This window comes from Pseudomonas sp. GM79 (genome assembly GCF_000282495.1).
Classification (GTDB): Bacteria; Pseudomonadota; Gammaproteobacteria; order Pseudomonadales; family Pseudomonadaceae; genus Aquipseudomonas.
The window spans coordinates 22,369-42,381 of record NZ_AKJE01000022.1; the positions used below are offsets into that span (position 1 = coordinate 22,369).

A 20,013-nucleotide genomic window follows, 5' to 3' on the forward strand; every position below is an offset into this window, starting at 1 on the left:
CCGTTATTCACCACACAAGGAATTGTCTATGCAGGGTTCAAACACCGTTGCTCAACAGGTGTGCGGTCAGCTGGTGCATGAGCGTCAGAACAACGCGCACATGAACATTGCCCAGCAAATTCTCGAATGCCTGTTTCGACGTCGTAGCCTTGCCCCGGGGCAGGATCACGAGCTTTCGTTGCAGGTGCTGGAACCCCATCTGACCAGGGTCATGCAAGCAGTCGAGAGCGGTCGCAAGGTCGAAATGGTCTTGCCAGCCTTTCCCGGCAAGTCGCCCAGCCGCAAGAAAACCCTCAGCCATCTGCCCGATCTTGCCGAACATCATGCCATCGACGAGTTACATCGCCTGTGCAATGAGATCCAGCAGATCTACGCACCAGGGGCGCTGATTCATATCTGCTCCGATGGCTATGTGTTCTCTGACCTGGTGCATGTTCCCGATGCAGACGTCAAAGCCTACACCGACGCTATCCAGGACTACGCCGAACAGCACTATCCCGGCACTTTCGCCCATTTCGATCTGCGGGATGCCTATCCTCCGCTTGATTGTCTGGACGCCATGCGTGAGGAGATGATGATCGAGCACGGCCAGTCATTGGTCTTGTTGCAGCAGCGTTTCAAGGATGAGCCGCACATGATGTTGATGTACTGCGGCATCCATCGCTTCCTGTCCGAGGATTACTCGGGGCTCAAGGTATTCGCCGGCATGAGCCTTAATGCGGTGAAGAAAATCGCCAAACCGGCCTCGCAGCGGGTGATCCAGCGCAGTGAAGCCTGGAGTGCGCTGTTACAGGCGCGCTACCCGCATTGCCTGCGCCTGTCGATTCACCCGCAACTGGCGGTGTCGACGAAAATCGGTATCCGGTTGGTGCCAACCAGTGACCTGTGGCGCACGCCCTGGCATTCGGTGGCGATCAAGCGACGGGGTGTGGTCACCCTCGAAAAACGCAGCAATGTCGATGAGCGTTACCACCGCTTGGTGTTCCGCAAGGGGCGTCCTTGTCACTACGCCAGTGCTCAATGATGGCGTCTCGGATGCGGGTCGAAGCCGTACTTTTCGATTTGGATGGGACCCTGGTCGACACCTTGCCTGACATCACCTGGTGCCTGAACCAGGTGTTGCTCGAACACGGTTGCCCGGCGCAGTCAGCGGAAACGGTGCGGGGTTATATCGGCGGCGGGGTCACGGCGATGATCGAGCAGGTCGCCACGGGGTTTGGCATTGCTGATGCGGCTGCGATGCACCAGCGTTATGTGGCGCTGTATCAAAACAACCTTGTTCAATTTTCCCGACCCTTCAGTGGTGTGCTTGCATTGCTTGAAGGTTGTCGCCAGTTACAAGTGCCGCTGGCAATCGTGACCAACAAGACCGAGGAAATGGCCCTGCAAGTAGCCGATGCGCTGCTTCCACAGAATACCTTCGGGGCGATTTTGGGGCACCGCGCGGGCAGGGCGCTCAAACCTCAACCGGAGGTGGCATGGGAAGCTGCCCGGCGATTATCGGTTGATCCGCAACGCTGTTTGTTCGTCGGTGACACCGAGATCGATTTGAAGACCGCCCGTGCTGCAGGCATGTACTCGGCGGCGGTCACTTGGGGCTATGGCATGACCCCAACCTTGCAGGCCCTGGCCCCGAACTTCTGCTGCGAACAGCCGGCCGGATTGCTGCGCATTCTGCGGCAAGTCTGCGGTACGGCGCATGCATTCACCGAGCATGGCGACACCGTTAAATCCTATTGATACACACACTCTCAAGGAAATTGTTCTATGGAACATAGAGACGCTTGGATCGCTGCCGTCAGCGATTTGCTCGCGGGTTATCTGCTCAAAGGTACGGATGATTGTTTCGACACACAAGGCAGAGCGCATCTCGCGCTACGTTTGGGGCATTGCTTCGATCAGAGCCTGCCGGTGCGTCTGGTTTTGCCTGGTTTTCCCTGCAAGTCGCCAAACGCCACTGACCAGACATTCGGCGTGTTGCCGGACTACGGCGAGGTCATCGCCATCGAGCGCCTCGACCAACTCGGCCAAGCCATTGCCGCGCTGCATGCACCGGGTTGTGTGGTCTCGATCCTCAGTGACGGAACGACCTTCAACGACATCGTCGGGGTGGCCGACGACGTTCGCGAGACCTACAACCGGGCTTTGCGTGAACTGTGCACCACCCACACGATTCAGTGGGTCAGCATGGAAGACCTGTTCCCTCAGGCCCAAAGTGCGGAGTCGGTTCGCGCCAGCCTGATCAAGCAGGCCCGTCTGCCCTGGAAAAACCTTGGGGATCTGATCGAGCAGAGCCGGCACGATGAATCCCTCAGCCAGGCCCATGACCACCTCTGCAGTCACCTCTACAACGACCTGCGTCTGTGCCGTGAAGAGGGGCAGAGCGAGGACGAGTACCTGCAGCAAATCAACTTCAAAGCCTACCAAATGATGTTTCGCGGGCAGGCATTGAATGCGGCAGTGGATCGTTTCTTCGGCGATGACATTCGCTTGTCGGTCCATCAATACAGCAATGCCGGGCCCAAATTCACCTTCGGCCTGGCCGAAGGGCTGACCCGTGTCGACAGCCCCTGGCACGCCGTACCGGTGTGCAACCTCGATGGCAGCCAAACCCTTCGCGCCCGTGCCCAGGTCGACCTCGACCACCATGTGCTGGTCACCTTTGAGGGGCGGCCATGGCTCTACCACCAAACAGAAAACCCGCAGGCCCAAGGCTTCGAATACGAACTGCAAAAACTGCCGCTGTTTGGCCTGGTGGTGCGAGACCCGTTGGGGCTGGGTTTCGAACGGCTGTCCACGGGCCTGCTGGAAGCACTGGTGGAAACCTTCGGTTTCGTCTGCCTCAAGGGCTGCCGCTTCGACGACCAGGACAGTTTTGCTCGCAGCTGCGAACGCTTTGGCACGCTGTACGAATGGGCCTTCGGCGCCGTGCACGTGGTCAAACCGGCGGACAAACCCCAAGGCGTGGTGCACTCGCTGGAGAAAACGCCGTTGCACTGGGACCTGAACATGCTGCCCGACAGCGACGCGCAGGTTCAGCGCAACCCGAAATTCTGCGCCAGCAAATTCATGCTGTATTGCGAGACCGCGCCGCAGCCGGGCGAAGGTCAGACCACCATCGTCGACAGCCGAAACGTACTGCGCAAAGTCGGCCAGCAAGTCGCCCGACAATGGCAGGACGTGAACATCACCTACTACACCAAAATGACCTACTTCGGTGGCTCCCCGCGCATGTACAGCCTGGTGGATCTTCACCCCCGCAGCGGCGAACTGATCCTGCGTTACCAAGAGGGCACCAACTCGACATTGCAGACCCTGAGCCAGGCTGTGCAGGACCATGATGAAGAGGCTCAACAGGCGCTGCTCGAACAGGTCAACTCGCTGGTTTATGACCCGGAGTGCCTGATTGCTCATCAATGGAGTGAGGGTGATCTGGTGCTGATTGATAACTATCGGACGCTGCATGGGCGGTTTCCGATGTCGGCGGCATCGTCTTCGCGGGAGTTGTGGCGGGTGCAGGTTTACTGATCGTTGTTGTTTGGGAGGCCCTGGGAACAGGAGACCTTTTGCCATCGCTGTGCGATGAAGTTGCGAATCGAGAAAAATCGCCCGTACGAATGGTTGCAGCCGTAAAAAACCCGCAATAGCGCGGGTTTTTTTACGACTCAAATAATGGGTCATTGACCCTCAGGCGCATCAAACCCACGCTGCTCAATCACCCGAAACACATCGCACACATCCTGGACCATGATCCGGGCGATGTTGGTAACGGTGTTGATGTCGTGCTCGGCGTAGTCCGGCAGGCTAGTGCAGGCCATGAGGTTGAGGTATTTGAGGACGGCGCTGAGGCGTTCGCTGAGGCAGTTGTGGAGTTCGCGCAGTGGGGCGTCGGCGTCGATGAGGAGGACGGGGTGGTCGGTGGCGAAGTGGGACATGGGGGTGTAGTGGCGGAGCGGGTTGTTCATTTTCATTAGATAAGATTCTTTTTGAAGGGCATGAACTGCCACCTTTTTGCTGCGATACAAAATGGGTGGCAACTGTGCGCGGGTTCGCAGACCAGGAAAGAATCAAACCCGGCAGACTCGAAAGTCTCCCACGCACAGCCGCCATAAACTGCGACGCAGGCGAAGCTCGCCTGGGTGTCTTATGACGGTGCCGGCTGATTCTATTCTGTAGGGCTGCGAAACCCAATCGCTAACTGCTGTCAGCGACGGGTCGAATATAGGCGTCCATTTTTGTGCCTGCAAACGCGGGTGTAGGATCAAAACCCATGTTTGTTGGCTGATGACGGAGATTGCATTCGACTGGGTAGCAGCCGAGAAATCAGAGGTTGTTTAGTGTCAGTTGTACCTTGCGCGCTGGGTTTGCGGCTGCTGCGCAACCGAACGCAGGCTTCGCCAGCTGCTACAGGATGTGGGCACGTTTAAAGATGCGGCAGGATTTGGGTCGGCTTCGCCGCTTAACGGGAGCAAGCTCTCTCGCCACAGAGGGTGGTTTCCTACATGATTTTCGGATGGGAAAATCAAAAGATGCCGTCCAGCGCCGTCGCCGTCGTAGACTCAACGCCAACGGGAATTCAAGGATGGAACGCGCCCATGATCGAAATCGGCAGCCGCAACAACGCCCCCACGCCACAGCACCAAACCCAGGACATTTATCTCTTCCACATCGACCTTTCCCGACCGGACACGCCTTTTTGTTTCGAACAGTCCATCGGTGGCGGTCATTGCGAGCAGGGTGGGGCGGTGTGGTTGGCGGTGTCGGCGCTTGAAGCCTGGCCGGGTGAGTGGCGTCAGCATGTGCAAAAGTCCGGTTGTGGCTGGGTCGCTGAAGTGGTGGATGGTCATCCGGGCGTCGATCAGGCGACGCTGGTGTCGATGATTCTCGAACGCCACGCTGAGGGCGCCAAGCGCAACATTCATGTCGCCGGCCGTTACGGCGTTTAACCCGAGGAGAATCCATGAGTCAGACACTGGAACGCGCCATTGCCATCGCCGCGGCGGCGCATGAGGGGCAGATGGACAAGGGCGGTGCGCCTTACATCCTGCATCCGCTGAGAGTCATGCTGCGGGTGAACACGCTGGAAGAGCGCATCGTCGCGGTGCTGCATGACGTGGTCGAAGACTGCGGCATCAGCTTCGACGATCTGCGTAACGAAGGTTTTAGCGAAACGGTGCTGATGGCGATTGCGTCGGTGACCAAGGTGCCGGATGAGTCGTACGAAGAGTTTATCGAGCGCGTGGCGCAGAACCCGATCGGGCGGGTGGTGAAACTGGCGGATCTGGAAGAGAACAGCGACTTGTCGCGGATTGCCCAGCCGTCCTGGGAGGATCTGGAGCGCGTTGAGAAGTATCGGCGGGCGATTGGGGTGTTGCGGTCGTAGCTATTGTTGGCGAGATTTGCGGAGGGTGTTCCAGCCAGAAACGACAAAGCCCCCAAATCATCAGGGATTTGTTCTTACGCGGCGGGTTTGATGTCTTAGTGGCGCGATGCTGATTTATCGACTGAACTGCTGCTCAGGTTTCAGGAGGACATCAGATGGCGCGGCTCATTCTCGGTCATACCACCGATACGTCGATTAAAGTCTGGGTACGCGCCAGCGAGCGTTGGCCGGTGGCCTTTGTTGATGTAGTGGATTGCGACAACAACGCGACAGGCCCCACCAAGGTGCTCGATGCCCAGCCAATGGAGTTTTACACGGGCGTTCTGGAGTGGAAAAAGCTCAATCCCGATACGCCTTATACCGTGAAGGTGGCCTTCGGTAAGACCCGCGGTGCGGCAGCCGATGAGCGAGTTCGTGATGCCTATACCGAGGGGCGTTTTCGCACCTTTCCCGCGGTAGAACTGACCGGATCATTCTCTTTCGTGCTCGGCTCCTGCAATTTGCATTCGCTCGGGATACTGGAGAGGCCCGACCGCGCCTGGGTCGAGATTTCTCGGGTGGCCAAAAACAACGACGCACGCTTCATGATTCATTGCGGCGACCAGATTTACTCGGACATCCCGCGCCAGCCCTCCATCGATGTGCAGTTCTTTCGTGACAAGTATCTGGATGCCTGGGAGGACTGTGTGCCCGCGCGCCGGACGCTGACAGAGTTATCGCATTACATGATTCTTGACGACCATGAACTGATCAACAACTTCGACACGGCCACCGGTTCGTCCACGCAAGCGCTGGCAAACGCCGCCATCAAGGCGTATTGGGAGTTTCAGCATTCGCACAATCCTTCGAGTCCTCATGCCGAGCATCATTACCACTACGAGTTCAACTACGGCGCGGTGAAGTTCTTTGTCATGGACACCCGGTATTACCGCAGCACGGCGCAAAAGTGTTTGCTTGATGAGGTCCAGGAAGACGACCTGTTGCGCTGGCTGTCGCGTTACCGTGATGACCTGAAGTTCGTTGTCACCAGCGTGCCGTTCGTGGGGGTGGTGAAAAACTCTGAAGGTGACAAATGGTCGGATCCTGCTTTCGAAGAACAGCGAAGCCGCATCCTTGAGCATGTCCTCGAAAAAAACGTGTCACGCCTGACCTTCCTGACGGGCGACATGCACACCTCTTATCACGCCACGCTTGCGGTTTCGCGCGGTGAGAAAAGCACGGTGATCAATGAGTTGATGTCCAGTCCGATAAACCAGTACACCCCAAACATTAGGCCTGAGCAGATCTACAACATGAACCACTCGCACACCCTGCCTAATGGAATTTCCACGCTGTCGTGTATCGATCCGGATTCCTTTTACGGTAATCACTCGAATGTCATGGTGATCGATGTCGATATGACGTCAGCCAGGCAGACGGTGGGCTATAAGATTTTTCGCACAACAAAAACGGGTGCGGGGCCGAGTGGGAAATTCCATCCCTAAAGGGAAAGGAGAGTTCCATTGTGGTGAGGGGATTCCATAGGTGCGCAGCGTTAGTATCTTTCCATTTACCTGTCATTCCCTTAGAAAAGAATCGGTCTAAAAAGCCCGACCCAGACCTCGAACGATTTGCTATTCTGAAACTGTAGGTGAAGACGCAGACTGATGCGCAAAGGGATAGCGAGGAAGCGTGGGGCGCGCTCCCAAGGGTACACGGTTAGAAAGATCTCCGCGCTGAGATCCAGCCCTTATGCCGTGTGAGGCAGAACAGCCTAAAGTTAAAAATCCTGTTCTGTGAGAGGCCCGATAAACCTTGTAAGCCAGAGACCAGCGCTGGCCACCTACATCGATTTCCAAAGCCCGCCTTGTGCGGGCTTTTTCGTGTTTGCGAGTCGGTTAAACCATTTCAGCCACGACGCGTTCTTCGTAGCAGCTGCCGAAGGCTGCGTTCGGCTGCGCAGCAGTCGTAAAATCAGGCACTGCGGTCCGTCAGGCACACTGTGCATTCAGGGTTTACGACTGCTTCGCAGCCGAACGCAGCCTCGCGAGCTCGTCAGCTGCTACAAGCCGAACGCAAGCTTCGGCAGCTGCACCGATCACATTACGATTTAACTCACGGCACTCGCTTTTGCGGTTGGCGCCCGCACATCTGATTCATCACGCTCTGCCTGTCTGACGTGAGCTGCAAACCCAGTCTGATCCGAAGCAATCTCCGCACGCAACGTGAGTTGCGGGATGTCATACGCGCCTGCATTCTGCGGCCGGAAAGGAATCGGTGCGGTCCTCCCGAGGTCATCAAGCCGTTGACCGAGCGCGTCGCAGGTCGTCGAAAATTTCGCTTCATCCATTCGGCTGGTGCGATAGATCACGAACGGTGGCAGCACGTCGAAACCGGGGTAAAACAGCACGCCATGCTGAATCGGGAATAACACATCATCGATGGGCCCATTGATGCCCCGAGGGCTGTAATGAGACTCCCATCCACCCGCGGTGACGATCAGCATCGCCCGTTTGCCCGCCAGCGTGCCTTCTCCATAGCGGTTACCCCAGCGCGCATCGGAATGTTCTCCTACGCCATAGGCAAAACCATAGGCATAGACGCGTTCCACCCAGCCTTTGAGGATCGCCGGCATCGAAAACCACCACAGTGGAAACTGCAGAATGACGGTATCGGCCCAGAGCAGTTTTTCCTGTTCGAGGACGATGTCTTGGCTTTGCCGGCCTTCTTCGAAGGCAAGTTTGGAGTCCAGCGAAGGATTGAACCGCGATTCGGCCGGGCGGCCGGGACTGTCATCGGCATCCAGCGAGGCTTTCCAGTCCATCGCGTATAGATCAGAGACTTGCACCTGGTGGCCGTTAGCTTCCAGGCGTTTGACGGCAAAGTCTTTGAGCGAGCCGTTCAATGATTTTGGTTCGGGATGGGCATAAACGAGCAGAACTTTCATGGCTGAGTCTCCGGTGTCAGGAGGCTGCAGAGTCGGGCTTTGCCAGGTATATTGGAAATGAATAACCAATATGCCAGGTATTACCATGAATAATCTGCGACGCCTGGACATCAATCTGCTGCTGACCCTTGATGTCTTGCTCTCGGAACACAACGTGACCCGTGCGGCGCAACGCCTGAGTTTGTCTCAACCGTCGGTGAGTGTTCATCTCGCCAAGTTGAGGGACATTTTCGGTGATCCACTGTTATTGCCAGGACCACGGGGCATGCGGCCCACGGCCAGGGCCGATGAGTTGCGCGAGCCGTTGCGTCAGGCCCTGGAAGCCCTGGAGCGCGCCGTGTCACCCGCCAGCCCTTTCAACCCGGTTGAGGCACGGCAGACGTGGAACGTCATGGCGTCTGACTACGCTGAGTCGACCATCGTGTTGCCAGCGTTGGCTGGGCTGCGTTCGGCAGCACCGGGCACGCGTTTGGCGGTGTTTGACCTGGTTCCGTCGCAGATCGCCAGGCAAGCGGAGCAGGGGGCAATCGATCTGGCTTTCCACACCAGCGAGGACGCTCCCCTCGGCTTGCGGCGTCGAGCGTTGTTTACCGAGCGGTATGTTTTGGTAGGGCGTGCTGGCCATCCGCAGTTGAAAAAGCGGCCGACACTGGCGCAATTCTGTGAACTCGACCACGTGATCGTGTCACGGGATGGTGGGGCGTTTCAGGGTGTTACCGACCAGGCGCTTTCGGCGGTGGGCATGACACGCCGGGTGGTGCTTTCAGTCCCGCATTTCCTGTTTGTGCGGTCGGTGGTGGAGAGTACTGACATGGTGGCGATGCTGCCGTCACGGCTGGTTCGCGATGCGGGGGCGTTGGAGGTGGTCGAGCCACCGCTTGATGTCCCGGGTTACGAGATGTCGATGCTCTGGCCCGAGCGTGTTCATCGCGACCCTGCGCATCAATGGTTGAGGGAGTTCATTGTGAATGCGTTGTGATTGACGTCAGTTAAACGCAATCCATGTGGGAGCGGGCTTGCTCGCGAAAGCGGTGTGTCAGGCGACATTAATGTTGCCTGACACACCGCTTTCGCGAGCAAGCCCGCTCCCACAGGTTCTGTGCCTGGCATGAGCCTGCATTCTTCTGCTGCCGGTTGTGTTCACTTGAGTGTTTGACTAATCTCGCACAAACACGCAAAAACAGGCATAACCATGCAAGCCGAGCATTCCAGCGCCGAACTCCCGCAGCTGCGCCGTCAGAAAATCCTTTTGATCCTGGAACGCGACGGTAAGGTCATGGCCTCCGAGCTGAGCCAGCATTTTGCTGTGTCCGAAGACACCATCCGCCGGGATCTGTCGGAGCTGGCCAGCGCCGGGCTGGTGCAGCGGGTGCATGGCGGGGCGCTGCCGCGGCCCAAGGATACGGGCAAGGATTACTTCACTCGGGTTGGCGAAACCGATGAGGTGAAAACCCGTCTGGCCCAACTCGCCGCACGCCGGGTGAAAAACGGCCAGATTGTGATTTTCGATTCCGGGAGCACCACGCTGCAGATCGCGCGCTCGCTGCCCGCTGACATCTCCATCACGGCCATTACCGCGTCGCCGATGATCGCGATCACCCTCGCCGAATACAAAGGCATCACGGTGATTGTTGCCGGTGGTCAGCTCAATCCCGCGACGATGTCTTCCGGCGGGCATGAAACCCTGCGGTTGATCGAAGGCATCAAGGCCGATCTGCTGTTCACCGGGGTCTGCGCCATTCATCCGGAAGTCGGCATCAGCTCGCTGCATTTCGATGAGGTGCCGGTGAAGCAGGCGATGCTCGCCAGCGCTTCCCATGTGATTGCCGTCACCACCGCGGACAAACTGGGGGCGGTGGAGCCCTTCGTGGTTGCGCCTTGCAACCGCGTGCATACCCTGATCACCGAACGTCATGTGGCCTCGGGCAATGTCGAGGATTATCAAAAACTGGGGGTCGAGGTGGTGCAGATAGACGCTTGAGCGTCATCGCGCTCAGTGCAGCATGGGTTACGCTGATAGCAACGACGGGAGGAATGCAGCCATGACTGAGCGCCATATGATCCACTCGGAAACGCTATCGAACGGATGCAGCATCGAGGTTAAAGCCGAGATATTGAGAGATGGTTCGCTGAAGATGTTCATGGGTGTCTATTGGCCGGACGGTTCGGCCATCGTTGAGGATAAACACCCGTCGCCGCATCTGCTGGACATGGAAGCGGCGATGGAGTGGGCCATCGAAAAAGCCAAAACCATCGGTAACAGCCAAAGAACGCTGTAAGGCCTAACGTCGTCATCGCAATCTTTGTAGCAGCTTCGCCAGCTACAAGGAGTGCGTTGCGGAATCATTGAGCATCTGGAAGGTCGTATCTGCGGTTTGCACGCTCTTCGATTGAATTCGTGGATAGCGTCAACTCAGCCCCGCAGCTCTGACCTTTGCTTTTAGGATGTTCAAATGAAGCGCACCGCGATAATGACCCTGGCCATTGCAGCTACTCTCTTGTTGGGAGGCTGCTTTCCTCACTGGGAAGATGATGACAGGTACGATCGGGATCACCGCCGTGAATACCGTCGCGACCATGACCGAGGTTATGACCAGCGTGATGATCGACGGTATGACCGGGATTACGACCGGCGTGATGATCGCCGTCGTTACCGTGACCGGGACCGCGACGACCGCGACGACGATTGATACTTGCTCGCCAGCCTTCAGAGCGGGCACCACCGCTCTGATCTGCCGTCAGTCATGCGAGGTGTCACCATGGGAGTTCTGCCTGGACGTTTCACTCGGCATGTCAGCCACTGGTTGATCGCGGCGGGTATCGGCCTGACCGCAGTGGTGCTCAATGTACAGGCGCAAACCCCACCTCAAGCCACTCAGGAAATAAACAGCTTGCTGGACTTTGTCGAGCACAGTGAGTGCCGGTTTGTGCGCAACGGGAGCGAATACCCGGGCGCTCAGGCCCGGGCGCATCTGGAAAAGAAGCTTGAGTATCTCGAAGAGAGGGACAAGATCAATAGCGCAGAAAACTTCATCGACCTGGCGGCCACCCAAAGCAGTGTGAGTGGTCGCGCCTATGAAGTGCGCTGTCCGGCGGGTGTACAACCGGCAGATACGTGGTTGAAGACCGAGCTGCAGAGGCAGCGACAACTTAATTGATCACGTTTGCTGCGCTAGCGCAGCAAATGCACCACCAACCCGATCAGGCCGCACCCCGTCAATACCTCGATCACGCCCCGCTTGAAGCGGAACAAGGCGATGGCCGCCGCAATGGCGATCAGCGCCGAAGGCCAGTCGAGTTGGCCGCTGAAGCCGTTGGGCCAGAGCACGTGGTAGCCGAAAAAACACGCCAGATTAAGGATCACGCCGACCACCGCCGCAGTAATCGCGGTCAGCGGCGCGGTGAGCCGGAGTTCGTTGTGCGTCGACTCCACCAGCGGACCGCCGGCGAGGATGAACAGGAACGATGGCAGAAAGGTGAACCAGGTCACCAGCGTGGCGGCGAGGGCGCCGGCCAGGAACACATGGTCAGGGCCGAACACCTGCTGAACATAGGCGCCGACGAAACCGACGAAGGCCACCACCATGATCAGCGGCCCGGGGGTGGTTTCGCCGAGTGCCAGACCGTCGATCATCTGCGTGGGTGTCAGCCAGCCATAATGGCCGACCGCGCCCTGATACACATAAGGCAGCACGGCGTACGCGCCGCCGAATGTCAGCAATGCCGCTTTGGTAAAGAACCAGGCCATCTGGGTCAGGGTGCCTTCCCAGCCGAACAGCGTGGTGAGAATGCCCATCGGCAATACCCACAACGCCGCACCCACCAGCAACAGACGCAGCAATTTAAAACTGTTGAAGCGGGCGTGTTCGGGAGGCGGGGTATCGTCATCGATCAAGGCGGGGCCGAAGGATTTTTTCGCCGCGCTGTGGCCCCCGGTGCGGAACCGTTCAGGTGCCAGACGTCCGCCGACATAACCGATGATCGCGGCGCCCAGCACAATCAACGGGAACGGCACATTGAACACGAAGATGGCCGTGAATGAAGCCGCGGCGATTCCCCACAGCCAATTGTTCTTCAATGCCCGCGAGCCGATCCGGTGGGCCGCCTGCACCACAATGGCGGTCACGGCAGGCTTGATCCCATAGAAAAGGCCGGCCACCACCGGCACTTCGCCAAAGGCGATGTACAGCCATGACAACGCGATCAGGATGAACAGCGAAGGCAGCACAAACAGCGCGCCGGCAATCAGGCCGCCCCACGTCCGGTGCATCAGCCAGCCGATGTAGGTCGCCAATTGCTGAGCCTCAGGCCCAGGCAACAACATGCAGTAGTTGAGGGCATGCAGAAAGCGCCGTTCCGAGATCCAGCGTCGGCGCTCCACCAACTCCTGGTGCATGATCGAAATCTGTCCGGCCGGTCCGCCGAAACTGATGAAGCCGAGCTTCAACCAGAACAGGAACGCTTCCCGCAGGCTGATGGCCTCAGGCTTCGACAGGTTCTGATCGACGGTCGAAGAGGGGGCTTTATTCAAATGATGATTCCTTTTTCAAAGGGCAATTCAAGCCTTCACGGCGTCCCGAACATCGCCGTCCAGTAAATGCCTGCGTCACTCTTCGGGTCCACCGCGTAAGCCGCACCCAGCTCACGAAATTGCGGGTTCATCAGATTGGCGCAATGGCCTGGGCTGGCTAGCCAGCCATCGACCACTTTGCGCACGGTGTCTTGCCCGGCGGCGATGTTCTCGCCGACCTGTTGACCGGCGTAACCGGCCAGTTCAGCCCGATCACCCGGTGTGCGGCCGTCGCGGTCCTTGTGATCGAAATAGTTATTGTTGGCCATGGCCCGGCTGTGGGTCTCGGCCGCGGAGCCCAGTGTGGCGTTCCAGGCCAGCGGCGTCGTGGCGGTAAAGGCTTGGGTGCCGCACTGGCGCGTCTGGGCGCGGGCGCTGTTCATCGCTTCAAGCAGTTTCTGTCCCTCCGCCTGCCAGTCACCCAATCGCCCGGTCAACAGCGGACGCGCCAGCACAATGCGCCATTCACGGCCATTGCGGCTGACGCCGATGTCGACGAATTGCGGGTCCAGCACCACTTGGCAGAAGCTCTCCTGAATCGCCTTCATGGCGGACGGCGCATCACGCGGGCCGGACAGGCTGATCGCCTGGACATTGACCATCGGATACGCCGCGCGGGCCAGTGCCTGTTGCAAGTCACCGATGCTGTTGGCGGACAGGACCAGACGCGGATCGCTCGCCAGCGGCGGCAGTTCCGCAGACGCTTGGCCGCCGCAGCGCTGCACCTGGCTGCGGTAAACGTTGATCGACTCGACCAGCTGCGTTTCATCGACCGCCGAGGCGGCGACGCTGAACATCAGCCCGAATGACAACACGGCGAGATGCAAAACGGATGACAGGCTGCGCATGAAAATCTCCCTTGAACGGACTAGGGGGGCGTTCTCAATTAGTTTCCCCGCCGCGTTGTCGCCTTAAAGCGGACCAGGCAAGGCGTAGGCCGCTGGGAATGGTTGTTCCCTTTCCAAGGCCTGCAACGCAGGCTGGCCCGCTTTAAGGCACAACCCGAAGGGCCGGGCCTGCTGTTGTGCAGGGCTGCGTTGCTCGAAGCTTATTTGGAATGACCAAACCACGCTTCTCGCGCCTTGCCCTGCACAACAGCAGACCCGGCGCGGCGGGGAAACTAATTGAGAACGCCCCCTTTGCCCATGATGCGCGATTTCCCCCCTGCGAATGCAATGCCTTTTCGCCTCGACATGCAGATTATTGTCAGACGGCTGGAATAACGTGCGGCGACTACAATCACAGCAGGTCAGCGCTACAACATCGCCGTTTCATTGCTCAAGCCAGTGTCATCGGAAGGATCGATCATGCGATTTAAATGGGGACTCACCTGCTTCGCAATCATCCTTTTAGGCGGCCAGGTGTTGGCGACTGAGCAGGAGCAAAAACAGGAAGTGGCTGAAGACAAGGCGCAGGTCCTGGAAGAGAAAGCCGCCGAGAAGGACAGCGAACTTCCGGTGCCCAAGTCCGAGGTCATCACCCCGTCCGAAGTGCAGGCGGTCGATCCGGCAGGCGCAGCCCCTCTGGACGATGCAATCACCTGCCTTGCACGCAGCATCTATTGGGAATCCAAAGGTGTGGCCGGTGCGGATATGGAAGCCGTCGCCAGCGTGGTCATGAACCGGCTCGGCCATGAGGGTTTTCCCGATACGGTGTGCGCCGTGGTCAAGCAAGGCTCTGAAACGGGCTCCTGCCAGTTTTCGTGGTGGTGCGACGGACGTGCGGATCAGGTAAAGGAAGACGACGAGTATGTCATCGCCAAGGAAATCGCGCGCAAGGCGCTCAACAAGCAACTCAAGGACCGAACCCATGGCGCCTTGTATTTCCACGACAGAACGGTGAAGCCCGCCTGGGCGAAGAAATACACCAAGACGGCTGAGACCCGGAAGTTCCTGTTCTATAAACCTCGTGGCGGGACGGCAAAATAGGAGTGAATCGCTTGATGATCATTGGCGGAGGGTGCTGCCCGTACAATTTTACGAATTCTTTACGGTCGATATTCTCCCTCGCGACGATACTTGCCGCGTTTTTTTGATCGTGAATATGCCTGCAATGCTTCTGCGAAACCTGTGGGAGCGGGCTTGCTCGCGAAGACGGTGGCCCAGTCAACATTGATGTCGCCTGACACACCGCTTTCGCGAGCAAGTCGAATCGTCGCACCGCCGCTCCCACATGGATTTCGCTAAACTGACTGGCATTGCAATCCTTCCTCCTTATCGAGAAGCTACCCGTGAGCGAAACAGCGATCCCGGCCCATGAAGAATCCCATTCCAAAACCTCGGGAGTGGGCTTGCTCATCGCCGCGGTGGGCGTGGTTTATGGGGATATCGGCACCAGCCCTCTTTACACCCTGAAGGAAGTGTTCGCCGGTCATTACGGAGTCCAGGCCAATCACGACGGTGTACTGGGCGTTCTGTCGTTGATCTTCTGGTCACTGATCTGGGTCGTCTCGATCAAGTACGTGCTGTTTATCCTTCGTGCCGACAACCAGGGCGAAGGGGGCATCATGGCCTTGACGGCACTGGCACGTCGGGCCGCTGCGCCGTATCCCAAAATGAGCAGGGTCCTGGTATTGCTTGGCCTGTTTGGCGCGGCACTTTTTTACGGCGACAGCATGATCACCCCGGCCATCTCGGTGCTCTCTGCGGTTGAAGGGCTACAGCTTGCGTTCGATGGCATTGAGCATTGGGTGGTTCCGCTGTCCGTGGTCGTCCTGGTAGCACTGTTCCTGATACAGAAACACGGCACGGCTCGTATCGGCATCCTGTTCGGCCCGGTCATGGTGCTGTGGTTTGTGGTGTTGGGCACACTTGGCATTTACGGCATCTTGCAACGGCCGGAAGTTCTGCAAGCGCTGAATCCTGCGTGGGCGGTGCAATTTTTCGTGGTTCATCCGGGCATTGGCGTCGCCATCCTGGGCGCCGTCGTGTTGGCATTGACCGGTGCTGAAGCCCTGTATGCCGATATGGGCCATTTTGGTCGCAAACCCATTGCCCGAGCCTGGTTCATCCTGGTGCTCCCCGGCCTGGTACTCAACTATTTTGGCCAGGGCGCGCTGATCCTCGGGAACCCTGAAGCGGTACGTAATCCGTTCTATCTATTGGCACCTGACTGGGCGTTGCTGCCGATGGTCGCGCTCTCGACACTGGCCACCATCATCGCCTCCCAGGCGGTGATTTCCGGCGCGTTCTCACTGACTCGCCAGGCCATTCAGCTGGGTTACGTGCCGCGGATGTTTATCCAGCACACCTCCAGTCAGGAGCAGGGGCAGATTTACATCGGCATGGTGAACTGGGCGCTGATGGTCGGCGTCGTGTTGCTGGTCATCGGTTTTGAATCGTCCAGTGCACTGGCGGCGGCTTATGGTGTGGCGGTGACGGGGACCATGCTGATTACCACCATTCTGTCCTCGGCTGTCGTATTGCTGCTTTGGAAAACACCTCGTTGGCTGGCTATTCCGATGCTCTTGGGTTTTCTCATAGTGGACAGCCTGTACTTCGCCGCCAATGCGCCGAAGATCTTCCAGGGCGGTGCGTTCCCGGTGATTGCCGGTATTGCCCTGTTCATATTGATGACCACCTGGAAACGGGGCCGAAAGATCATTGTCGAGCGGCTGGACGAAACCTCGCTGCCGCTGCCGTTGTTCATCAGCAGCATTGGCTCGCAACCACCCCATCGTGTGCAGGGTACCGCGGTATTTCTGACGGCCAGGGCGGATGCGGTCCCTCATGCCCTCTTGCACAACCTGTTGCATAACCAGGTGCTGCACGAGCAGGTGGTGTTGCTCACCGTGGTGTCTGAAGACAGCCCGCGCGTGGCGGCGGACCGGCGATTCGAGGTCGAGGCTTATGGTGAAGGGTTCTTTCGAGTGAGTCTGCACTTTGGTTTTATCGAGGAGCCCGACGTGCCTCTGGCGTTGAGCCTATGCCATTTGAAAGAGCTGGATTTCAGTCCGATGCGCACCACTTACTTCCTCAGCCGGGAGACGGTTATCCCGACCAAACGTATCGGCATGGCCCGTTGGCGCGAAAGCCTGTTCGCGTTTTTGCTGAAGAACGCCAACAGCAACCTCAAATACTTCAAGTTGCCGCTCAATCGCGTGATCGAGCTGGGCACGCAGGTTGAGATGTAGACGCGATTCATCCCTGTGGGAGCGGGCTTGCTCGCGAAGAGGCAGTGTCAGCCGACATTAATGTTGCCTGACACACCGCTTTCGCGAGCAAGCCCGCTCCCACAGGTTCTGCACCAACCCTTTAGCCTTGAAGCGCTTCCATCAGCACTTGCACCAACTGCCCACCTTGCGGCGTAGCCCAGCTTCCGGCGAGTTCTGCAATCAGCTGGTTGGTGGTCGTCAGCGTCACGCCGCCTTTATCCATCCGCCGCAGGGCGATGTCATCGGCCATGACACTCGGTGAGCCGCCGCCATCGGCCACCACCTGAACTTCATACCCCTCACGCACCAGACTCAGCGCCGGATACACCGTGCAGACGTCGTTGGTGACGCCGGCAATGATGAGTTTTTTTCGGCCCGTGGCTTTGACCGCGGCGGCGAAGTGTTCATCGTCCATCGCGTTGACGATGCCCAGGCGTTTGACGCGGGAAGCGAATTCGGCGGGCAGGATCTGCTCCAGTTCACTGAGCAGCGGCCCCTGAGCGTATTCCTCCATGCTGGAGGTCAGGACCACCGGAAGCTTCAGAATGCTGGCCGCTTTGGCGAGCATCAGGGCATTGCGTTTCAGCTCTTCGAACGGAATGGATTTCACCCACCCCATCGTCCCCACCTGGTGATCGATCAACAGCAGGGCGGCATTGTCGGCACTGAATTTTTCGTACGTCATGATGATTCTCCTGGCAGTAAGGTTGGGCATGCATCGCAATGGCAGTTTCCTCAGGCGCTCTGTGCCGGGCTCATGGCCGGGTAATCGATATACCCTTGCGCGCCTGGTGCGTAGAACGTGTTTTTGTCCGGCACATTCAGCTCGGCGCCTGTGCGAAAACGCTCGGGCAGGTCGGGGTTGGCGAGGAATGCGCTGCCAAACACCACCGCGTCGGCCCGGCCCTCAGCGATCAGGGCTTCGGCGGCGTTTTGATCGAGTCCGCCACCGATCAGGTAGCTGCCGTCGAACAGTGGGCGCAACAAGGCGTGGTAGTCGACGCTGGCGCCGAACAGGGCAACGTGCAGATAAGCGAGATTCAGTCCGCGCAATTGCTCGACCAGCCAAGTGTAGGTTTCTTGCGGGTTGGCATCGACGATGTCATTGAAGTTCATCTCAGGGGAGAGCTTGATGCCGACGCGATCACTGCCAATTTCCGTCGCCATGGCGTTCAACACCTCCAGTACAAAACGAGCACGGTTTTCAACCGATCCACCGTACTCATCCGTGCGCTGATTGCTACTCGTCGAGAGAAACTGTTCAGGCAGATACCCCGAAGCGGCATGCAGCTCGACACCGTCGAAACCGGCCTCGATGGCCAGGCGTGCGGCCTGACGGTAGCCCTCGATGACCGCGGCAATCTCGACCACGGTCAGCGCCTGTGGGGTGACGAAATCCTGAAGACCTGAGGCTGTCCAGGTCTGGCCGGCGGGTTTGATCGCGGAGGGGGCCTGTGGCAGGGCGCCGCCAGGCAACAGCGAAGGGTGCGATATGCGTCCGCAGTGCATCAATTGCATGAAGATCCGACCGCCGCGAGCATGTACGGCCTCGGTGACGTGCTTCCAGGCGGCCACTTGCTCGGCGGTTTCGATACCGGGAGTACGCACGTAACCCTTGCCCAAGGCCACAGGGAACACCCCTTCAGAGATGATCAACCCGGCACCGGCGCGCTGCGCGTAGTAGGTCGGGACCAGCTCGGTAGGCACCCCGTAATCATCGGAACGCGAACGGGTCATCGGGGCCATGACCATGCGGTTGGTCAGTGTATGGCGACCGATCTGGACCTGAGAAAAAAGCGAATGCATTGCGGTACTCCTCGGTAAACGATGTGGCTATCATTGATCAATCCGAATCCGGGATAAACCGGGTAAAACTGAATTGACTGATCCACTGATGGAGCAATGACATTGGAGTTTCTCAACGACATGGCGTTGTTCGTCGAGGTCGTGAAGGCGCGCAGTTTCCGCCGGGCAGCGGAAGCGATGGGGATGCCGAATTCGACGCTGTCGCGCCGGATAAGTGGCCTCGAGAAGGAAATCGGGCTAAGGCTTTTGCATCGCACCACGCGCAAGATCGAGCTGACCGAGGCGGGGCAGTTGTACTTCGATCGCTGCAAACGCATCGTCGAAGAAGCCCGGCTTGCGCATGAGCAGCTCGGCGAAATGCTTGCCCGACCCAGCGGTGTACTGCGGGCTTCACTCCCGGTGGATTTCGCCAATATCTACCTGGCGCCGCTGATCGCGGAGTTTGCCCGGTTGTATCCCGGTATCAGCTTCGAGTTCGATCTGACCCCGCGTCAGGTCGATCTGGTGAGTGAACCGGTTGATGTGGTCATTCGCATGGGCGAACCCGCGAGTTCGAACCTGATCGCCCGTAAGCTCGCCAGTTTGCGCCGCGGCCTGTATGCCTCACCCCGTTATCTCGAACTGCACGGTGATCCGATTCAACCCACGGACCTGACCCGCCACGAATGCCTGCGTATGCGCGGCACGCGCGCCGACCGCTGGATACTCTCCGGCAGTGAAGGGGAGGTGGAGGTTGAGGTTGGCGGTCGATTCGAACTCAACAGCGTGGGAATGATTCGACGTCTGGCGACGCTGGACCTGGGTATCGCGTTATTGGGGGAAGGTATCGTTGCGCAAGACCTCGCCGATGGCACACTGCGCAGAGTCTTGCCGCAGTGGCAGGCTTCACCCGTCTCGGTTTACGCCCTCACCGAGACGCGGCTGTTGCCGGCGAAAACCCAGCGGTTTATCGAGTTTCTGCGTGAGCGGCTTCAGGATGCGTAGCGTTCCGGGCAGTTCATGGAGTGGGCTCTTTCTCTAATCTCATGCAAAATCACGGGTACAACGTACTCACCGCGTATTGATCGCAGATCCTGCATCAAGCGCCCTGAAATAAAGATGTTAAGCACGTATTGTGGATTATCGACCGCGCTAATGCAGTGCAACGAGAACCAATACGAAAAACCATTTTGAGA

At 58.4% G+C, this 20,013-nt stretch carries 20 protein-coding genes; 14 read left to right on the plus strand and 6 right to left on the minus strand.

Annotation, left to right across the window (positions count from 1 at the left end):
- The first annotated feature begins 28 nt into the window (after window positions 1-28).
- The 3 genes from PMI36_RS25445 to PMI36_RS25435 are packed head-to-tail and all read left to right on the plus strand — an operon-like array spanning window position 29 to window position 3,528.
- Window positions 29-1,024, plus strand: coding sequence for an isocyanide synthase family protein (locus tag PMI36_RS25445; protein WP_008068187.1), 996 nt, complete (start codon window positions 29-31; stop codon window positions 1,022-1,024).
- Window positions 1,024-1,740: an HAD-IA family hydrolase gene (locus tag PMI36_RS25440; protein WP_032830110.1), complete on the plus strand. Its 717-nt coding sequence runs from the start codon at window positions 1,024-1,026 to the stop codon at window positions 1,738-1,740. The genes PMI36_RS25445 and PMI36_RS25440 overlap by 1 nt, the downstream gene beginning before the upstream one ends.
- 27 nt (window positions 1,741-1,767) lie before the next feature.
- A complete protein-coding gene (locus PMI36_RS25435) occupies window positions 1,768-3,528 on the plus strand; it encodes an isocyanide synthase family protein (RefSeq protein WP_008068189.1) in 1,761 nt (586 codons plus the stop codon).
- Between the two features lie 149 nt (window positions 3,529-3,677).
- On the opposite strand, the gene PMI36_RS25430 is transcribed toward PMI36_RS25435, so the two are convergent.
- Window positions 3,678-3,971 (minus strand): hypothetical protein, encoded by a 294-nt coding sequence (locus PMI36_RS25430; protein WP_008068190.1) that lies wholly within the window; start codon window positions 3,969-3,971, stop codon window positions 3,678-3,680.
- Between the two features lie 624 nt (window positions 3,972-4,595).
- Here PMI36_RS25430 and PMI36_RS25425 point away from each other — a divergent pair.
- The 3 genes from PMI36_RS25425 to PMI36_RS25415 all read left to right on the plus strand — a co-directional run bounded on the left by PMI36_RS25425 (window position 4,596) and on the right by PMI36_RS25415 (window position 6,867).
- Window positions 4,596-4,946 (plus strand): hypothetical protein, encoded by a 351-nt coding sequence (locus PMI36_RS25425; protein ID WP_008068191.1) that lies wholly within the window; start codon window positions 4,596-4,598, stop codon window positions 4,944-4,946.
- 14 nt (window positions 4,947-4,960) lie between these two features.
- Window positions 4,961-5,383: an HD domain-containing protein gene (locus PMI36_RS25420; RefSeq protein ID WP_008068192.1), complete on the plus strand. Its 423-nt coding sequence runs from the start codon at window positions 4,961-4,963 to the stop codon at window positions 5,381-5,383.
- Window positions 5,384-5,538: 155 nt separating this feature from the next.
- Window positions 5,539-6,867: an alkaline phosphatase D family protein gene (locus tag PMI36_RS25415; protein ID WP_008068193.1), complete on the plus strand. Its 1,329-nt coding sequence runs from the start codon at window positions 5,539-5,541 to the stop codon at window positions 6,865-6,867.
- 605 nt (window positions 6,868-7,472) lie between these two features.
- Here PMI36_RS25415 and PMI36_RS25410 read toward each other — a convergent pair.
- Window positions 7,473-8,309 (minus strand): NAD(P)H-dependent oxidoreductase, encoded by an 837-nt coding sequence (locus PMI36_RS25410; RefSeq protein WP_008068194.1) that lies wholly within the window; start codon window positions 8,307-8,309, stop codon window positions 7,473-7,475.
- An 85-nt stretch (window positions 8,310-8,394) separates the two neighbouring features.
- Here PMI36_RS25410 and PMI36_RS25405 point away from each other — a divergent pair, with 85 nt between their 5' ends.
- The 5 genes from PMI36_RS25405 (at window position 8,395) to PMI36_RS25390 (ending at window position 11,467) form a co-directional block, all read left to right on the plus strand.
- Window positions 8,395-9,288 (plus strand): LysR family transcriptional regulator, encoded by an 894-nt coding sequence (locus PMI36_RS25405; protein ID WP_008068195.1) that lies wholly within the window; start codon window positions 8,395-8,397, stop codon window positions 9,286-9,288.
- 213 nt (window positions 9,289-9,501) lie between these two features.
- Window positions 9,502-10,290: a DeoR/GlpR family DNA-binding transcription regulator gene (locus PMI36_RS25400; RefSeq protein WP_008068196.1), complete on the plus strand. Its 789-nt coding sequence runs from the start codon at window positions 9,502-9,504 to the stop codon at window positions 10,288-10,290.
- Window positions 10,291-10,351: 61 nt separating this feature from the next.
- Window positions 10,352-10,588 (plus strand): hypothetical protein, encoded by a 237-nt coding sequence (locus PMI36_RS25395; RefSeq protein ID WP_008068197.1) that lies wholly within the window; start codon window positions 10,352-10,354, stop codon window positions 10,586-10,588.
- 174 nt (window positions 10,589-10,762) lie between these two features.
- Window positions 10,763-10,999, plus strand: coding sequence for a hypothetical protein (locus PMI36_RS31855; RefSeq protein WP_081499224.1), 237 nt, complete (start codon window positions 10,763-10,765; stop codon window positions 10,997-10,999).
- Window positions 11,000-11,068: 69 nt separating this feature from the next.
- On the plus strand, window positions 11,069-11,467 hold the full coding sequence (locus PMI36_RS25390) for a DUF5329 domain-containing protein (protein WP_008068201.1): 399 nt from the start codon (window positions 11,069-11,071) through the stop codon (window positions 11,465-11,467).
- Between the two features lie 14 nt (window positions 11,468-11,481).
- Here PMI36_RS25390 and chrA read toward each other — a convergent pair whose 3' ends face one another.
- Both chrA and PMI36_RS25380 read right to left on the minus strand, forming a co-directional pair.
- Window positions 11,482-12,840 (minus strand): chromate efflux transporter, encoded by a 1,359-nt coding sequence (gene chrA, locus PMI36_RS25385; protein ID WP_008068203.1) that lies wholly within the window; start codon window positions 12,838-12,840, stop codon window positions 11,482-11,484.
- Window positions 12,841-12,875: 35 nt separating this feature from the next.
- Entirely contained in the window at window positions 12,876-13,727 is an 852-nt protein-coding gene (locus PMI36_RS25380) for a CAP domain-containing protein (RefSeq protein WP_008068205.1), read from the minus strand.
- A gap of 459 nt (window positions 13,728-14,186) precedes the next feature.
- Here PMI36_RS25380 and PMI36_RS25375 point away from each other — a divergent pair, with 459 nt between their 5' ends.
- Together PMI36_RS25375 and PMI36_RS25370 are read left to right on the plus strand one after the other, a co-directional pair.
- Window positions 14,187-14,807: a cell wall hydrolase gene (locus PMI36_RS25375; protein WP_008068207.1), complete on the plus strand. Its 621-nt coding sequence runs from the start codon at window positions 14,187-14,189 to the stop codon at window positions 14,805-14,807.
- A gap of 302 nt (window positions 14,808-15,109) precedes the next feature.
- The gene (locus tag PMI36_RS25370; protein ID WP_008068208.1) at window positions 15,110-17,011 is read left to right on the plus strand and encodes a potassium transporter Kup; all 1,902 of its coding nucleotides are present in this window, start codon (window positions 15,110-15,112) and stop codon (window positions 17,009-17,011) included.
- Between the two features lie 121 nt (window positions 17,012-17,132).
- Here PMI36_RS25370 and PMI36_RS25365 read toward each other — a convergent pair whose 3' ends face one another.
- Both PMI36_RS25365 and PMI36_RS25360 read right to left on the minus strand, forming a co-directional pair.
- A complete protein-coding gene (locus PMI36_RS25365) occupies window positions 17,133-17,717 on the minus strand; it encodes an isochorismatase family protein (RefSeq protein ID WP_008068209.1) in 585 nt (194 codons plus the stop codon).
- A gap of 50 nt (window positions 17,718-17,767) precedes the next feature.
- Window positions 17,768-18,838 carry an alkene reductase gene (locus PMI36_RS25360; protein ID WP_008068211.1) on the minus strand — a complete coding sequence of 357 codons (1,071 nt, stop codon included), beginning with the start codon at window positions 18,836-18,838 and terminating at the stop codon, window positions 17,768-17,770.
- 102 nt (window positions 18,839-18,940) lie between these two features.
- Between PMI36_RS25360 and PMI36_RS25355 the strand changes: the two genes are divergently transcribed.
- On the plus strand, window positions 18,941-19,822 hold the full coding sequence (locus tag PMI36_RS25355) for a LysR family transcriptional regulator (protein ID WP_008068212.1): 882 nt from the start codon (window positions 18,941-18,943) through the stop codon (window positions 19,820-19,822).
- The last annotated feature ends 191 nt before the right edge of the window (window positions 19,823-20,013 follow it).

Bases quoted from the DNA above. Each gene is read 5' to 3' on its own strand.
- PMI36_RS25445 (WP_008068187.1), top strand. From the start codon at position 29: ATGCAGGGTTCAAACACCGTTGCTCAACAGGTGTGCGGTCAGCTGGTG.
- PMI36_RS25440 (WP_032830110.1), top strand. From the start codon at position 1,024: ATGGCGTCTCGGATGCGGGTCGAAGCCGTACTTTTCGATTTGGATGGG.
- PMI36_RS25435 (WP_008068189.1), top strand. From the start codon at position 1,768: ATGGAACATAGAGACGCTTGGATCGCTGCCGTCAGCGATTTGCTCGCG.
- PMI36_RS25430 (WP_008068190.1), bottom strand. From the start codon at position 3,971: ATGAAAATGAACAACCCGCTCCGCCACTACACCCCCATGTCCCACTTC.
- PMI36_RS25425 (WP_008068191.1), top strand. From the start codon at position 4,596: ATGATCGAAATCGGCAGCCGCAACAACGCCCCCACGCCACAGCACCAA.
- PMI36_RS25420 (WP_008068192.1), top strand. From the start codon at position 4,961: ATGAGTCAGACACTGGAACGCGCCATTGCCATCGCCGCGGCGGCGCAT.
- PMI36_RS25415 (WP_008068193.1), top strand. From the start codon at position 5,539: ATGGCGCGGCTCATTCTCGGTCATACCACCGATACGTCGATTAAAGTC.
- PMI36_RS25410 (WP_008068194.1), bottom strand. From the start codon at position 8,309: ATGAAAGTTCTGCTCGTTTATGCCCATCCCGAACCAAAATCATTGAAC.
- PMI36_RS25405 (WP_008068195.1), top strand. From the start codon at position 8,395: ATGAATAATCTGCGACGCCTGGACATCAATCTGCTGCTGACCCTTGAT.
- PMI36_RS25400 (WP_008068196.1), top strand. From the start codon at position 9,502: ATGCAAGCCGAGCATTCCAGCGCCGAACTCCCGCAGCTGCGCCGTCAG.
- PMI36_RS25395 (WP_008068197.1), top strand. From the start codon at position 10,352: ATGACTGAGCGCCATATGATCCACTCGGAAACGCTATCGAACGGATGC.
- PMI36_RS31855 (WP_081499224.1), top strand. From the start codon at position 10,763: ATGAAGCGCACCGCGATAATGACCCTGGCCATTGCAGCTACTCTCTTG.
- PMI36_RS25390 (WP_008068201.1), top strand. From the start codon at position 11,069: ATGGGAGTTCTGCCTGGACGTTTCACTCGGCATGTCAGCCACTGGTTG.
- PMI36_RS25380 (WP_008068205.1), bottom strand. From the start codon at position 13,727: ATGCGCAGCCTGTCATCCGTTTTGCATCTCGCCGTGTTGTCATTCGGG.
- PMI36_RS25375 (WP_008068207.1), top strand. From the start codon at position 14,187: ATGCGATTTAAATGGGGACTCACCTGCTTCGCAATCATCCTTTTAGGC.
- PMI36_RS25365 (WP_008068209.1), bottom strand. From the start codon at position 17,717: ATGACGTACGAAAAATTCAGTGCCGACAATGCCGCCCTGCTGTTGATC.
- PMI36_RS25360 (WP_008068211.1), bottom strand. From the start codon at position 18,838: ATGCATTCGCTTTTTTCTCAGGTCCAGATCGGTCGCCATACACTGACC.